Origin of the sequence: Alteromonas sp. KUL49, assembly GCF_006538345.1 — a bacterium.
Lineage (GTDB): Bacteria > Pseudomonadota > Gammaproteobacteria > Enterobacterales > Alteromonadaceae > Alteromonas.
Map to the genome: position 1 here is coordinate 420753 of NZ_BJKL01000003.1, position 15731 is coordinate 436483.

General features: G+C 43.6%; 17 protein-coding genes and 1 pseudogene. 9 read left to right on the forward strand and 9 right to left on the reverse strand.

Features of this window, described 5'->3' with window-relative positions; genetic code table 11:
* Positions 1–3: 3 nt before the first annotated feature.
* From EYS00_RS07660 to EYS00_RS20895, 3 genes are read left to right on the forward strand one after another with little or no spacing between them, the layout of a single operon-like run.
* Positions 4–213, forward strand: a complete 210-nt coding sequence (locus EYS00_RS07660) for a hypothetical protein (RefSeq protein ID WP_130635966.1) — start codon at positions 4–6, stop codon at positions 211–213.
* A complete protein-coding gene (locus EYS00_RS20890; RefSeq protein WP_258313018.1) occupies positions 194–1165 on the forward strand; it encodes a hypothetical protein in 972 nt (323 codons plus the stop codon). Before EYS00_RS07660 ends, EYS00_RS20890 begins: the two co-directional genes overlap by 20 nt.
* Complete coding sequence (locus EYS00_RS20895; RefSeq protein ID WP_258313019.1) at positions 1137–1985, forward strand: PDZ domain-containing protein; 849 nt, start codon at positions 1137–1139, stop codon at positions 1983–1985. The genes EYS00_RS20890 and EYS00_RS20895 overlap by 29 nt, the downstream gene beginning before the upstream one ends.
* Positions 1986–2016: 31 nt before the next feature.
* Here the strand turns inward: EYS00_RS20895 and EYS00_RS07670 are convergent, their stop codons facing one another.
* The 3 genes and pseudogenes from EYS00_RS07670 to yejK all read right to left on the reverse strand — a co-directional run bounded on the left by EYS00_RS07670 (position 2017) and on the right by yejK (position 4896).
* A complete protein-coding gene (locus EYS00_RS07670) occupies positions 2017–2850 on the reverse strand; it encodes a M23 family metallopeptidase (RefSeq protein ID WP_130635967.1) in 834 nt (277 codons plus the stop codon).
* 30 nt (positions 2851–2880) lie between these two features.
* Positions 2881–3756, reverse strand: coding sequence for a 6-carboxytetrahydropterin synthase (locus tag EYS00_RS07675; RefSeq protein ID WP_130635968.1), 876 nt, complete (start codon positions 3754–3756; stop codon positions 2881–2883).
* 97 nt (positions 3757–3853) lie between these two features.
* Positions 3854–4896, reverse strand: a pseudogene (gene yejK, locus EYS00_RS07680) (nucleoid-associated protein YejK).
* 156 nt (positions 4897–5052) lie between these two features.
* Here yejK and EYS00_RS07685 point away from each other — a divergent pair.
* Positions 5053–5268: a DUF1414 domain-containing protein gene (locus EYS00_RS07685; RefSeq protein ID WP_130635969.1), complete on the forward strand. Its 216-nt coding sequence runs from the start codon at positions 5053–5055 to the stop codon at positions 5266–5268.
* Positions 5269–5280: 12 nt separating this feature from the next.
* Complete coding sequence (locus tag EYS00_RS07690) at positions 5281–6798, forward strand: DUF3413 domain-containing protein (protein WP_130635970.1); 1518 nt, start codon at positions 5281–5283, stop codon at positions 6796–6798.
* Here the strand turns inward: EYS00_RS07690 and EYS00_RS07695 are convergent.
* The 3 genes from EYS00_RS07695 to EYS00_RS20910 are packed head-to-tail and all read right to left on the reverse strand — an operon-like array spanning position 6795 to position 8169.
* Complete coding sequence (locus tag EYS00_RS07695; protein ID WP_242618690.1) at positions 6795–7346, reverse strand: D-glycero-beta-D-manno-heptose 1,7-bisphosphate 7-phosphatase; 552 nt, start codon at positions 7344–7346, stop codon at positions 6795–6797. The two genes, EYS00_RS07690 and EYS00_RS07695, sit on opposite strands and share 4 nt — an antisense overlap.
* Complete coding sequence (locus tag EYS00_RS20905) at positions 7343–7747, reverse strand: hypothetical protein (RefSeq protein ID WP_242618691.1); 405 nt, start codon at positions 7745–7747, stop codon at positions 7343–7345. Before EYS00_RS20905 ends, EYS00_RS07695 begins: the two co-directional genes overlap by 4 nt.
* An 8-nt stretch (positions 7748–7755) precedes the next feature.
* On the reverse strand, positions 7756–8169 hold the full coding sequence (locus EYS00_RS20910; protein ID WP_242618692.1) for a putative RNA methyltransferase: 414 nt from the start codon (positions 8167–8169) through the stop codon (positions 7756–7758).
* A 146-nt stretch (positions 8170–8315) separates the two neighbouring features.
* Here EYS00_RS20910 and EYS00_RS07705 point away from each other — a divergent pair, with 146 nt between their 5' ends.
* A complete protein-coding gene (locus tag EYS00_RS07705; protein WP_130635972.1) occupies positions 8316–9017 on the forward strand; it encodes a response regulator transcription factor in 702 nt (233 codons plus the stop codon).
* Positions 9018–9032: 15 nt separating this feature from the next.
* Positions 9033–10622, forward strand: a complete 1590-nt coding sequence (locus tag EYS00_RS07710; protein WP_130635973.1) for an ATP-binding protein — start codon at positions 9033–9035, stop codon at positions 10620–10622.
* Between the two features lies 1 nt (position 10623).
* Here EYS00_RS07710 and EYS00_RS07715 read toward each other — a convergent pair whose 3' ends face one another.
* Positions 10624–11523 (reverse strand): LysR family transcriptional regulator, encoded by a 900-nt coding sequence (locus EYS00_RS07715; RefSeq protein WP_130635974.1) that lies wholly within the window; start codon positions 11521–11523, stop codon positions 10624–10626.
* Between the two features lie 130 nt (positions 11524–11653).
* Between EYS00_RS07715 and EYS00_RS07720 the strand changes: the two genes are divergently transcribed.
* Both EYS00_RS07720 and EYS00_RS07725 read left to right on the forward strand, forming a co-directional pair.
* Positions 11654–12364: a hypothetical protein gene (locus tag EYS00_RS07720; RefSeq protein ID WP_130635975.1), complete on the forward strand. Its 711-nt coding sequence runs from the start codon at positions 11654–11656 to the stop codon at positions 12362–12364.
* A gap of 148 nt (positions 12365–12512) precedes the next feature.
* Positions 12513–13055, forward strand: a complete 543-nt coding sequence (locus tag EYS00_RS07725; protein WP_130635976.1) for a porin family protein — start codon at positions 12513–12515, stop codon at positions 13053–13055.
* Between the two features lie 42 nt (positions 13056–13097).
* Here EYS00_RS07725 and EYS00_RS07730 read toward each other — a convergent pair whose 3' ends face one another.
* The gene (locus EYS00_RS07730) at positions 13098–14699 is read right to left on the reverse strand and encodes a sugar porter family MFS transporter (RefSeq protein ID WP_130635977.1); all 1602 of its coding nucleotides are present in this window, start codon (positions 14697–14699) and stop codon (positions 13098–13100) included.
* A 146-nt stretch (positions 14700–14845) separates the two neighbouring features.
* Positions 14846–15730 carry a 3-hydroxyisobutyrate dehydrogenase gene (gene mmsB, locus EYS00_RS07735; protein ID WP_130635978.1) on the reverse strand — a complete coding sequence of 295 codons (885 nt, stop codon included), beginning with the start codon at positions 15728–15730 and terminating at the stop codon, positions 14846–14848.
* Position 15731: the final 1 nt, after the last annotated feature.

Below are 15731 nucleotides of genomic sequence, written 5' to 3' on the forward strand. Positions count from 1 at the left end.
TAAATGCTTACATTAAGACAAGACTATAAGAATGTATCTGTCGATGACGAGCAATTCTTTAGTGGCCTTGTTATATTAGTAGTGCGAGCATCATCAATGATGAAACGCTTTGTAAATGTAACTAATTTTTCCTGCGCTGACAAAGTCTTCATGCGTTATCTGTCGTCAGTCAGCTTATCGAGTAGCCGTAAATATGTTCCCAACAGACAGTAAAATTCAGTATCAGCTAGCCATTCCAAACCCTGAGTATCATGAGTTCACCATTGAAATGACGGTACCAGCGCACAGCAGTGAGTCAGTGATGTTAACCCTACCTGCATGGATCCCGGGCAGTTACATGATTCGGGATTTTGCTAAAAGTATTGTTACCTTCGACGTTCAATCACTAGATGGCAATAATACAGTTGCATGGCATAAGGCAGACAAACAAACATGGGCTATTGAATCACACGGTAACGCTTTTACCGTTTTATATACTGTTTACGCAAACGACCTTTCTATTCGCTCAGCATTCATCAACCATGAATACGCTTTTATCAATGGCACGAGCGCGTTCTTGCAAATAGAAGGGTCAGATGAAACACCTTGCGAACTCACTGTTATCAAACCAAACACATTAAATCCGCTCATCGAAACCAGCCTTCCGATGAGCATAGACAGTGACTCTTTATGGCAATTTACGTCGACCAACTACGACGACCTCATCGATCATCCGCTCTTTGTTGGTGAGTCTTTATCACAGAGTTTTTGGGTTGATGGGATTGAGTTTGTGCTCCTATTCTCGGGAACTACGCCCGTAGACATTGAAAGAGTGACCAAGGACCTCATTCCGATTTGCGAGCACCATCTTTCACTGTTTGGTAAACCTTACCCTGTTACCCGCTATGTGTTCATGACATTACTCAGTGAATCCGGTTATGGCGGCTTAGAGCATATGAGTTCTACTGCGTTGCTTTATCCAAGATACGACCTACCGCTTATGGGTGAAAGCGATGAAAAGTCCGACGGTTACATAACGTTTCTGAGTTTGTGTAGCCATGAGCTTTTCCATACATGGCACGTTAAACGTATTAAACCCGCAATAATGGTTACACCCGACTTGTCACAAGAAACGTATACCAATCAACTATGGATATATGAAGGTTTTTACGAGCTTTTACGATGATGTCACTCTGGCAAGAGCAGGCACTATTACGCCTCAAAAGTACTTAGATATTATTGCGCAAACTTTCACTCGTGTTGCTCAAAATGCAGGCCGTTTTAAACAGTCAATTGCAGAAAGTAGTTTTGACGCCTGGACCAAATTCTACAAGCAGGACGCCAGTGCCACCAATAATATTGTCAGCTACTACGCTAAGGGTGGCATTGTCGCCTTCGGCCTTGATCTTTTGTTACGCGAACAATCAAATAACCAAGTCAGCTTAGATTCAGTGATGCAAGTGCTGTGGCGTGACTATGGGAAAGACCTCAAAGGCACACCAGATGACGTTATTCAAACGCTATGTACCAATGAGTTTTCTATTGACGTCTCTGACTACCTCAATGCTGTGGTGTATGGTACACAAGATGTTCCACTCTCACAGTGGCTGTCAAATATAGGGATCAGCCTTCACTACAGAGCTCGAACTGGATTAGCGGACAAAGGCGGTATTTCCACTTCGCCTGCGATTAAGCATCAGCTTGGCGCGACGGTTAAAGAGTCTTCTATTGGAGTAAAGGTAGCGCAAGTGTTCAATGGCTTGGCAGCGTCAATTGCAGGTATTTACGTAGGAGACACTATCATCGCCGTTAACGATACGGTAGCGTCTATGGCACTATTGCAACGCTTATTAGACACCAGTACCGGTGATAAAGTGAATGTTACTTTGATTCGTGACGGCAAACTGCTTACGGTTTCGCTTTCTCTCATTGAAGCTCAAAAAGATGTCTGCTACTTCTCCATCGATAATACTGCGCGATTCAATGAGTGGCTTGGAGTAAGTTAAATCGTTGAAACGGGTTCATCAAGCAACACTATCACTGTGGTGAACCCGTAACGATAGTTTCTGGATCGAGTCGCATTGTACCTAAATTGATGCGCCAATCTAAATGAGGCCCTGTGGCTCGCCCAGTTTCCCCGATGGTACCGATGGCATCGCCCACTTTTATTTTATCACCAACACTTACCGCTATTGTGTCTAAATGAAGAAAGGTCGAAAACACTCCCATACCGTGATCTAAGATCACGGTGTTTCCCGAATAATACAAATCATCCGCAAGCGTGACCGTTCCTGGTGCTGGAGCAGTCACTGGGGTTCCGGTAGGTCCACCCACATCAACGCCAAAGTGCGGTCGCTTAGGTACACCATTGAGTACACGTTGGCTGCCATAAACACCGGTAATTGGCCCTTTTGCAGGCCATACAAACCGAGTAAACACCGCGTCGATATCGGTTACCATAGAACGCGCTTTACTCACATTGGCACCGTCTCGCCTGATACGTTCTAAAACCGCATGAGGTGGCGACACCATGTTTTGCGCCAACCCATCAATACGCTGAATATCGTATGTTCTTTCGGTTAACGTAAACTCTCGAACAAAACGACTTCCACTCTCAGTGACAACGGCAAACGTATGTTCCAGTTCGGCTTCTCTTTCAAAACCAACAACAAACTTACCTTGAGCATTTACCTTAATCTCTTTGTCATCAAGATAAACGCTAGCGCCAGGGGGTATTTGCCCTCTCACTAAGCTACCTTGGGTAAGTTTTCCATTCAGTGTAAGAGGCACATCATCAGCAGATGCAAAACTACTTATCAGCACAAAAGCCAATGGTAACCACACAAAATGGGAGAATACTCGTTTACTCATGGTTGTTTCCTGCTAACTGATAGTCTTTGGTTAGCCAGAGACCATGGCTCCCTTGCCAACGCCTTCGTAAGCAACAACTTTGACGCTTACATTGGGAGTACGCTTCTTTTGTTCTGACAACATAAATTGCGCTAAGCACTCAACAGTAGAGTCGGTTTCAATGACTTCACAGTCTGCTTTGGGAATGAGTATTTCAAAATACCCTTGTGATGACTCATATCCATAGCAATAGTAATCATCAGGGGCACTTACTTCCCCAATAATTTTGCGGTCTTGATAACTAATTTCATCTTCTTGCGTAGAAATATAGATATCTTCCCAACGCTTAGCCCAATAGGCTTGCTCTTCGTGGTTAAGCACTCCGTCGATATAGATATCAACTTTGGAACGGTGACCGTGAGCAATGCGCTGGCAGTTACCGTCGTGCTTCTTTAGACCATGTGTGTAGTGGTAAAAAGGTGTAGGTATTATCTCAGTGCGCAAATGTAGGGTGATATTATCTACGTTATCTGGCAAATGTGTGGCGAGGACTTCTTTTAGATAAACACTCACCGATTCCATAGTAATGCGTTGAGCATACAAAATTGCATAGGCTTCAGGCGGACAATGCAACATTATGTGTTTGTTGTCGGTGTACTCAAAGCGGATCTCTACTTGGCCGCTATCGTCATCGTTAAACACATCGCATTTTTCATAGTCGGCTGGGATCAGCAACTTATGGTCAACATATTCATCGATGAGGCGCTTAAGATCTTTTTTCACCTTACCGAAGTCCTGAACCATACTCTCTTCGTTGAGCTCACCGTCTAAAACGACATCAACAATCCAGCTTTCTCCTACCATGCCACGCTCTGGGCAAAGGTAAGAAAAATCCATCACTGTTAAATCGTTAACAAATAACTGCATAACAACCTTAATTACTTTTGTTCAATCTTGCGGGTAACGCTGTGGCTACACCAATTATTCCGCGTATTATACGGGTTTTACGCCTAATCCCCAGTGTTTAATCACCTCGGCGGTTTAACTGATCTTTTAAGTTCGGTGGAAGGCCTTTAAGTGTAAGTGTATCCGTTGCCGGATCGTAGAAAACTCTATCGCCCAACAACTTTCTATCGAAGCTTAATGATATACCGCCGCCCTGGCCGGTAAACTTAGCGAGCTGACGAAGCGCCGCGGGATCCGGTTGAATTTCGTTCTCTAAAGGCGTTTCAAGCTGCGACGTAAAGGTAGAAAAATTTGCGCTATCGTCTTCTGCTGCTGGAAGTCGGGTTGCCAGTTCTGCAACAGACAAACTCTCGCCAGCATCTATTTTTTCTTTAAAATAGGTTTTTACTTCTTCCCGATGCTGATGCTGCTCCTGTGGATCAAGTGACTCACTGGCAAGGTACGCATCCACACTAGAAATAAGCTGCTTGTTCTGTTGCTTTATGTCCACTAGCTCTTCGCAACCCACAAACTGCATGAAAAAGTCGGAAACTTTACGTCCCATACGCCCTTTAATAAAGCTTACGTATCGCGCTTGCTCAGGCTGAACTTCCCACTGAGTAAGGTCAATTCGTACCGCTAATTGCATTCGCGCTAGGTCTAAATGTTCTCTGGACGATAGCTCTAGTGCTTGAGTCACCTCAACGTGAGAGCGCGTATTAAGCAGTGCTATCATTAGATATTGAGTCGCCAAATATTCGTATTGGCAAAAAATCAAAAAGCCTGTTTCTACTGTGCCAGTATCGGCAAGAGTTTTTACCAGTCGATCAGCAGAGAACACTGAGAACTGATGAAAATCATCTTCTAAAAGCTCACCACCCGCTTTTTCTTATCTAAAAACGCTTTTAACCCATCGGCAAAAGCACTGTCTGCGTCATCACTGTCAACAAAGTGCCCTACGCCCTTACCAGGCTTGCTGTTAAAGCTATGGTTGATTTGATGGGCAAGTAACTCTATTTCTGGCGTAACCGCTAAGCAATTGTCTCGCGGAATCGCTTGAATTTTATCCTCTTTGTTTAAAATCAAACGGTGAACAACAAAGTGATGGATAAGTGCGCTCATAGATAAATTAGTATCCTGTACAAAAAACGTAGGCTTAGGGCCTAAAAATGCGGGATTTTAGAATGAATGATTGTTATCACTCAAACAACGATTATAATCATTTTATTATCAAAACCATTCTTTTTGTAAAAGAATTCATAAAAAAGAGGCGTTACAATGCCCCAAAACAGTCGATACAGTAATACTGATTTCGAAGCGCTAATGAACGAAGTGATTCTTACTCTTGAAAAACAAGACGCCGACCGTGATTTGTCGCTCATGGTACTCGGTAATGTAATTACCCATATCTTGAACACGCAGGTAGCGGAAAAAGACCGTGAAGCTATGGCAACGCAGTTTGCCAACGTTTTAGTTAAAAGTGTAAAGAGCTAACTGGGATCCATTATGATCTTGGCAGAATCACCTCGACGTCAACGGGTCGCTAAGCTTGTTAGCTGGGGACATTGGTTTGCACTGGCGAATATCATTATCGCTGTTGTTATAGCCTCAATATTTATCTTTTCATCCCCTATTCCCAGTACCGCGCTGGGTACTGTGTATTTGCTTAGCAACTGGCTTGGGCACATAGGCTTTCTTACCTTTTTCGGTTTTGTCATTTTTATACTCCCCTTGTGTTACCTCGTCAGTAATACTCGCTTTATCAAAGGAATATCCTCCGCTGTGGCAGCCTTTGGGCTGGCGCTACTTGCCTTCGATGCCTTGCTATACAACAGAACGGGCTTTCACATTAGTTTTCAGGCCGCCGACTTACTCAAGAATGAGGCGCAAAACCAGATTGGTGTATTTAGCTGGCAACAGTGGGTATTTTTACTTCTGTTGTTTTTGGTGTGGTTTGGATTTCAATTAGTATTAGCTAATGCAATTTGGAAGCGTGTAGAAAAATTCTCACAGTTTAAAGTGGGGATGCCCGTCGCCTCATTGTTTGTCACCTGCTTCGCGGCAAGTCATATTGTTCATGTATGGGCAGACGCCAATCTATATCAGCCTATTATCAAACAGGACAATATGTTTCCGCTGTCGTACCCCGCAACGGCAAAAACTACCATGTCTCGCTACGGACTGCTCGACCTTACTGCTTACCAAGAGCGAAAAGCATTACAGTTTGATTCAACGATTCATCAGATCCGCTATCCTTCACAGCCCGTGTATTGCTCTATCGATACAACTCGGGATTTTTCAGTGCTAGTGCAAATTGATGATGCTGAAATTAGCGCGAGTACAACTGCAAATTTAACTCAATTCGACCAATTCTATACCACAGCCACCTCGGTGAAGGGGCTAGTGAATTCGGTACTTTTTGGTGTACCAGAGATTTATCAAGCGAGCCTAGATACGGCGAGACCTGTATTACTCGCTTTACCTACAGGGTTTGGCATGCCGGTGTCGGTGTATGCTGACACACAATATCTGGGTGTTATTCCAAAATCTTATGCGTCTGACGCTTTTACTGAGGCTAACGGACTGTCGGTAGCATTTTTGACCGCAAGTCAGATTGAAAGCTTTCTTAACAGCACCAATACCGATGAGCAGAACATTATTGTTGCTACTGGGTTTGGCGATGCGGAAAAAGCAGGCTCGCTTTTCACCAACCTGAATATTGCCGCTAGTGTTGCAAGTACCGAAGACTTGGCACCCACAGTGCTCGGTGTACTTGGTTGTAATGCAAGCCCGAGTTACTACTCTACGGGGCAAAACTTAGTAGCGCCCAGCCGAAACTGGTTAGTGAGTACGTCTGGTGAACGTGTAGTCGTACTTCATAATGGTATTCGCACTGAAGTCCTCAGTAATGGCAGCTACACGCTAACCAATGCAAGTACACTTGAAAGAAGTAACGAACAACTCAATGTGGACCTACTAAGCCAAGCCATTAAACACCTTTCGATGTTCTCTTCGCAAAACTAGGGCTGTATCTCGTTCAGCCCTTCTACGATGTCAACGTTGGTCATATCTGCATTTTGTGGAATGGGCTTCCCGCGCAAAAAGTAGTGTTTTGAAACGCTTGCGGTTTGCGCGGCAACGATGTCTCTCCAGCTATCACCAATCATAATGCTGTTTTCAACATCAATGTTTAGCTCTGCTACTGCATCGTAAAACATACCGGCCTTTGGCTTTCTGCATTGACATTCAACAGTGAACTTTCCATCACCTTGATCAGGATGATGAGGACAAAAATACACGGGAACATCTACGATCCCCTTGCTGGTAAAAACTTCTTGTACCTTGTTCATCAAATGCTTGAAGTCGCTTACTTCATACATGCCTCGCGCAATACCTGATTGATTGGTAACAACAACAGGTAGATAACCGGCTTTTTGAAAGCGCAGTAAGAGTTCAAATATACCGTCAACAAAATCAAACTGTTCGAACTGGTAGACGTATCCTTTATCCACATTAATGACGCCATCTCTGTCCAAAAAGAGTGCTCTAGTCTTTTTTACCGTTGGGTTCACGCTGTTTTCTTCCATACTTGTAAATGAAAATCTGCGGTGACTTGGGTGAGTGATCGACACATTTGATCAATACTATCTTTGGGAAGCTTCCAATAAAAAGGCGTCATTTTTATTAGCGCTAACGCCTGCTCGGGTGCGTCAAAAGCTAGCGTGAATTGGATGTTCTTCGTAGTGAGAAGTGAAAACCCCTCTCGCTCTGACGATGGAAGCGTGTGCTTGCGCGGAGAGTCGTACACAAGCGATTTAAGCTCAAACAAATGCATTGGTGCAGGGTCAACGGTAAGAAGAACTCCCTCTTCTCCTAGAACCCTTTCATATTCCTCGTTTTTACCCGGCGCGAATACTTGGATGATCGCATTTAAAGATTCGTTTTCGATTGGCAGATCAAAACTGCTCGCCACAGCAAAATTCAACGACTTGATTTTTTTGCAGCAAGGTCAACCGCTACTTTTGAAATATCGCTACCACTGGCGTTGATCTCGTAACCGAGTTTAGCAAGAGCGTCATAGCAATACGAAAGATACGCCCCTTCTCCGCAACCTGCGTCATACAACTGAATGGGGTGACTATTGCCTTTGGGGATCTCGTTATCTAGAACATCTACCATGGCCTCCATCAAAGGCAGATAACCGCCGGCCTCATGAAACTCCCTTCGTGCGAGAACCATGGCTTTGTCGTCACCCGGTTGCTTTGACTTTTTGAATTGCACCGGCAGTAAGTTCACATAACCTGACTTGGCTTTATCAAAACTGTGATTATTCTCACATTTCACAGGCTGATGAGTAATGTCTATTGGGCTAGTGCAAAGCGGACAACGCCACATAAATAAATCTTCAGATAAAAAGTAAAATGAAATTTTACCAGATTTACGCAAATGTCTGACACAAATTGTCACGATATCTAACAGTTAGATAAGTTACAGTGGTGAAAATACCAACCACTACATATTTGAAGGGATGTTTACCCTACATGGCGCATGACAATACAATTGCTCTCGTTGAAGATGACGGCGAATTGGCAACTCTCATTGGTGAGTACCTAACCAATCAAGGTTTCCACATCAGCATATTTCACAATGCTGAAGACGCCATGCAGCATATCGTTAAAGCACAGCCCGCACTGGTTATTCTAGATATTATGCTACCTGGAATGAGCGGAATGGATCTGTGTAAAAAGATACGCGCCGAGTATCACGGTTTTATTCTGATGCAAACCGCCCTTGAAGATGATATCGACCAGATGATGGGGCTAGAATTTGGCGCTGATGACTACGTCATTAAACAAGTACAACCTAGATTACTACTGAGTCGAATTAGGGCGCTACTGCGTCGTTCAGAGCGGCAAAAGATCAATGATGAAAGTCATAATACCTCAACGACGACTTCTGTAGGGCCATTAAAGATAAATACCAAAGATAGGTCTGTAACCTTGTACGATACACAGGTTGATTTAACCTGTGCAGAGTTCGAACTCCTTGAACTTTTGATTAAATCAGTAGGTAATGTTGTTAGTCGTGATGATATTCTTCAACAACTGCGTGGTTTCGACTACGATGGATTCGACCGCTCCATTGACCGGCGAATTTCTAGATTGCGGAAAAAGGTTCAAGGTAAAGACGGAACTGAGCTTATAAAAACTATACGTGGTGTTGGTTATCAATTGTGTTTATAGAAGGAACTATAAAACATGTTTAAATCCTTTATTGGCCTGTGGTTACTCGTTTTTACCCCGTTATTTTTCCTTATTTACCCCAGTAGCTTTAACCCGATAATTAAGTTCAACACACACGTTGAAGAGCAAAGGTACATCGAAATATATGGGGGCACCTTTGACTTAATTGAGTCGGCACTTCCCCCCTATAACACAGACAACGTGGCCTCTGAATTCAACAATATTCGAGGTCAGTTCGGCTTTGATATCGTGTTAACTTCAACATCCGCATTAGCGCTTAACGAAGACTTAGCGAAGGTACTCTCAGAGGGAGGCATAGTATTTGTTAATGACGAACCAGAATACTTACTCAAACGCCTGTATAAAACTGACTCTGTTATTCAGCTGTACACTGACTTTTCTGCTGATGAAGAAATCTATAATGGTGCCAAAGGAACGGTCGCACTAATAAAGCAAAGATTTGCTGGATTGTCCGCAACCGAGTTAACCGATGAAATTGCGAGTCTTGGCAATAAATTCCCTTATGACCTCTCGTTGTATACCGCTACACAGATAGCAATCACACCTACTGAAAAAGAAATGTTGCACAATGGTGGGTTCTTTTGGCGAGAGCCTAACGCGTCTCAAGTGTCTTTTTACATTCCTGTTGATAGCAGTAACCAGTTTTTGGTGGCGAACCTGATCCCTACTACATCAGTAAATGCATCGGTCATTTTGATTCTCATCGGTGTTTTTATTGTAGCTATTTCGATTGGTATGTTTTTATGGGTTTACCCGCTGTGGAGAGATCTCAATCGTTTGGTATCAGCCACCGAGCAACTGGGACAAGGTGAGCTTGGAAGCCGAGCATTCGTATCTTCAATCAGTGTTGTTGCCAAACTAGGACGAACATTTAACTTAATGGCGGATAAACTCTCACAATTACTGATTGGTCAAAGAACACTTACAAACGCTATAGCTCACGATCTGAGAACACCGCTCTATCGATTAAAGTTCGCTGTAGAAATGCTAGACGATACGGCTGACGAATCAAAGAAAGCGCGCTACAAAACATCGATTGATAACAGCATTAAAGACCTAGATCACTTGGTTAATCAAACACTGATGTTGTCTCGATACAGCAATGAAAAAGAACTTGTAACCTTTGTCGATTACAACATAACCGCCATAGTGTTAGAGGAATTCACTGCAACCTCTTCATCACACGTTGGAATTCATTGGGAACTACACCAAGTAGATAACGACGTGCGATTGTCAATAGATAGACTTGCCGTGAAACGCGCAATAAACAATCTTTTGTCTAACGCGAATAAGTTCGCAACAAGTAAAGTACACGTACACACCTACATCGCCGATTCAAAACAAAACTTTGTCATTGAGGTCAGCGATGATGGCCCCGGCATACCAGACAATGAGCAAGAGAGTATCTTTATACCATTCACACAATCCAGTTCCACAAACCCTGCAGGCAACAATGGTCATGGATTAGGGTTGGCTATCGTTAGACAAATTGCCAAATGGCACGATGGACAGATCAGTGTAAGTACAAGTAGTTTGGGCGGCGCAAAATTTACACTTGAGCTGGCGATTCGTAATAGCCAATAGATTAGTGTTGCCCTGCCCTTGCAACAGAATGTGCGAAACGATTTAACCAGCCTGATGCAAGACTTGGCTTGTAGATGAGCTCAATATGCTCCTCCCACTCATGATTAAAGTCTGTCACGTCTATCACCGCCAAGTTATTGTTGTAGGCGACGAAATCGGGTACGTACGCCAGCGCTTTTCCATTTTTGACCAGCGACATCAACATACTAAAATCATTACAACGATAAGTAATGGTTCTCGGTGACTTTTCGTCGGGCCAATTATCCGATCCTCTACCCCGCGTAATACCACAGAAGGGCGACACATCTGGACAGGCAAAACCGAACTGACAAAGCTGTTCAAGGTTGAGTGCTCCGTCAGAAAATTGATTGAATAAGGAATGATGCTTCGATGCAACAACTGTAAACTTTGAAGACCCCATTACAATACGCTCAAAATCAACAGTATAGGAACTTTGATCCAACGCTACACGTGTGACAAACGCTAAATGTGACTGGCCTGTAGCGACCTTTGTTAATGCTTGCCCTTCCCAGTTGGCTTCAACATTAAACTCAAAGCTTTCACTTGATACCTTAGAAACAACGTCAGGAAGGAAATGTTGAAGAATCAGTGACGGGCCCACAACATTTACCGTAGTTTTACGACTTTCTCCAGTAAACTCACTTATTGCCTGCTCTGCCTCATGAACCAAGTGCAAGGCATATTGACGAAATTTCACCCCTTGTTGATTCAATACTATGTTACGTCCGGTACGATCAAATAACCGTGTGTTTAGTCTATCTTCAATACGTCGAATCGTTTTTGACAAAGCACCAGGCGTGATGTGCAACTCTGCGGATGCAAGATGCAAATTATTGCTTTGTGCCACAACGAGGAATTTCTTTAAATCTTCTATATCCAAAACAGCCCAAACAATTCCAAATTGGAAACAATAATATCTTTATTGTAGCTTAATAGTTAAAGACAACAATGGAACAATCAATACCATAGGTAAACGAAAGACACTTTTTCAGAAAGACAGAGAGTAAACCATGAAGCATTTGGCTAGCTTTAGTGTTGCATTAATATTGTGGCTGTTCCTGAGCTCAACATCGTTTAGCTCCAATGAACCACACAAACATCACGGTGAACATGACCGGGTAGGCTCTCACGGCATGGTGTTATTCACGGACGGAGCAGAACTCTACGCCAGCCATCTTCCATTATATGCCACACCCCACGACTACCAGTTAGTCTATTTGGTAGACAGTGCCAATGAAACAGACTTATTGAAACGACTGACACTCAGTCAAGGTGATGCCCCACCCGATTATCAACAGAACATTGTAACCTTGTTGCCCGATCAGTTTGACCTTAACCAACTCATTAATGGTGAATCATTCGAGATTGACGTGCAGTTTTTTAGGGGGCATTTTGAACGTAATGGCGAGAGGTGGTTTAAAGAGGAAAACCTTAGATTTGTTCGACCTGTGTACAGGCGTTCTTTATCTAACTTATCCCAAATAGATGATTCAACTACGATAGTTTGGGATAGGATTCACACGCCACTCAACCAAACCCAGTTGTATATATTTCCAATCCAAGCCGCTCCCTCATTTGATGCCATTGTGTTGGGTACAAGCTGTCCAGATACCATCAAATATTTAAGTGACGTTCCTGAGATACAACAGTTAGAACAAACTTTTTCACTGTGCGAATCAAGCCAACTCCTCTACTTTGAGACTCAAGATTTCGTTAAATAGCATCCCAATGTAATAGTAAGCAACACATTGTTACCTCGCATTAAAGCAGTGTCACAAACTGACACAGAGTGTCCCATAGTGTTCCGTACAGCAAAGACCGATTTGCATATTATGTGGATACTGTTTTGTGATTATATGGAAGGTAACAATGAAAAAGCTCACACCCATCGCGCTTGTTTTGGCGCTAAATACATTTACCGATAATGCGTCTGCAGATACATGGATAGGACTAGACCTTGGCGTTGGTTCATCTGACTACACATCATCGTCTGACAATATTGATACATCAGGTGTTGCGTCGCTCACCATTGGCTATGAACTCACTCCAACTTGGGGAACGTCAGTCACTTTACTCACAGGGTCAGGTACCAGTATCGCTAAAGATGACATTGGCGAGGCAACCGAGGCCGACGAAGACCTGGACTACAGCGCGATTTCTTTGAATGCCCATCGATATTTCACGCTGACAGACAATCAGTCTGTATATGTCAGTGTAGGCGTTAACTACAACCAAACCAAAGTTGAACTTTTGGAGTCTACGCCAATTGATGAAAGCGGTGCTGGATACACCCTCAGCGCGGGCTGGGAGTATGATTTTGGTCAATGGCGAGTCAGAGCTGGAGCTCAACGATTAGGACTAAGCAGTGTAGATGTTAACACTGCAACCTTAGGAATCATCGTTGAGTTCTAATCATACGAATAGTGGGGAGTTATATCTGACTCCCCTCTTTACTTAGGCAACAGCACCACTCGCCTTGTCAGTGCCACCAGATTTAGTCGTTAACTCTGCTTCAAGCGCTTCGAGGGATTTACCTTTGGTTTCTGGGAATAACTTCGCCACAAGTATCAAACCAATAGCCGCAAACGCACCGTAGATAAAAAACACCGTAGCAGCGCCCCAATTCGCCAACTCCCATGGAAACACTAACGTGACCGTAAAGCTCACCATGCTGTTAATCACGCCCACAAACGAAATGGCAACGCCGCGAATATGATTCGGAAATATTTCGGAGAACATTACCCACATCACAGGCCCTAGGGATACTGCAAATGACGCTACGAACCCTAGAATTCCCACTAGGATGATTGTCGCATTTAAATTGCCCGCCAAGCTCAATACAAGCCCTTGCGCCTCATTAAATTCAGGTTTGCCCACAGAGTCGATCACCGCATTTTTAAAGGCCACATCCGAGTCGTACTCAATGTCTTGTATGGTGGCGATATCACTCAGTTTCGGATGCTGCTCTACGATTTCAGTAATGTCTGCACTCTCTAACTTATAGGTTGCTTGGTTAAAGCCATAAGAAATACACGCCATTGAAATCACCACACCTGACAGCCCAACAACAAGTAAAGGTTTACGCCCCCATTTGTCGATAAAATACATTGCCACTACAGTAAATAGAACATTGATTAAACCAACCAGTATGGCCTGTGCAAATGCGGCATTGGTGCCAACACCGCTTTGTTCAAAGATACTTGGCGCATAGAAAAATACCGTGTTAATACCAGTGATCTGTTGTGCGATACTGACAATCAAACCAACCACAAGAGCAAACCGCATCTTATTGCTAAATAAGAATCTTAGACTGTGCAGAATCGATGTATTTTGTCCTTTAATAGACTCTCGTATTTGAATAATTTCATCTTCATAACTGCGTTTAGAATCACCGCCATGTAACGTATTCAGTACTGCTTGCGCTTCTTCATCCTTGTGTTTTAGTGCGAGCCAACGAGGGCTACGAGGTATAGTGAACAGTAGACCAAACCAAAGCAATGCAGGGATAATCTCTAAACCTAGCATCCAACGCCATGTATTGGTATCAATGCCAAGGGTAATTACCCAATCCGCGGTGGTTTGGCTTGCTTGCAACAAGTAATAATTCGCAAAATATGCCGCTGAAAATCCAACAACAATATTCAGTTGATTGACCGACACCATTTTTCCACGTTTTTCAGGCGGGCTAATCTCGGCAATGTACATGGGTGCGACCATAAGTGAACAAAAAGCGAGTCCACCAACGAATCGCGCAATAACGAGTAGCTCATAGGTAGGTGAAAACGCAGAAGCAATTGCTGAAATCAAATAAAGGAATGCAATGATTCTGAGAAGGTAGCGGCGCCCGAATACATCAGAGAGTACGCCGGCTGACAAGGTTGCGATAATAGCGCCTAACGTAGGGGCACTAAACACAAAACCGAGCTGAATGTCGCTGAGTTGAAACTCACTGGTGAGGTAATTAGCGGTCCCAGAGATAACAGATGCATCGAATCCAAAGATAAAACCACCCAAAGACACAATGATGGTGTAAAGCAGTACTGGCGATATTTTCATACACTTAACGATTTTTATCATTTTTTTAACAGATAATAGCTAGTGTATACAAAAATTCCTGCCCTTTTCTTTTATGCAATTTACTTTGATTATGTTTTTTCTTATCCGATGCTGAGTCAAAAAGTCTTACTTCATTGGCACGACTATCACTTAGCAAACATTTTGAAAATACTGGAAAAGTCTTTGTCAGCGTATCCACCTTGTTCATGCAGACGATATAACGATTGGGCCGCTGCCGCGAGTGGTGTTGCAGAACCTGTGCCTTTAGCGGTTTCCATGGCTAAGTTTAGGTCTTTATTCATTAATTTGACCATAAACCCACCGTTGTAATCGTTTCGCGACGGCACATTGTCCATCACGTCTGGACATGGATTGTATTTTTGTAACGTCCAGTTGCAGCCAGAGCTTTGTAACATAATGTCTGACATGACTTTGGGGTCGATACCGTTGTCTATGGCTAAACTCAATGCTTCAGACGTACCAGACATCAACACCGCCAACAGCATGTTGTTGCATATTTTTGCAATTTGTCCTGCCCCCACATCACCGGCGTGAAACAGGTTTTGCCCCATACAGGAAAGTATAGGCTTTGCCCGTTCAACAGCGTCATTGGTGCCACCCATGATAAAGGTTAATGTTCCTGCCGCAGCTCCTGCAACGCCTCCGGATACAGGCGCATCGATAAAGGTATTTCCAGATACCTCAACGGCTTCACCGACTCTTTTTGCCGTAGCGGCGTCAATAGTAGACGAATCGATAAATAGCGTATTTGGTTTAGCAGCGTTGATTATCCCAGAGTCGCCGATATAAAGACCTTCCACGTGATGCGCTGCCGGTAACATAGACACCACCACATCAGCATCCGCTACTGCGTCTACCGCAGAATGCGCAGCTTTTGCGCCCTCTTTTACTTTTTGCTCCAGCGCAGCCTGTACCAGATCAAATACCACTACATTATGACCCTGTTTAATAAGGTTTGAGGCCATTGGCCCGCCCATGTTGCCCAAACCGATGAATGCAACTGTTTTCATG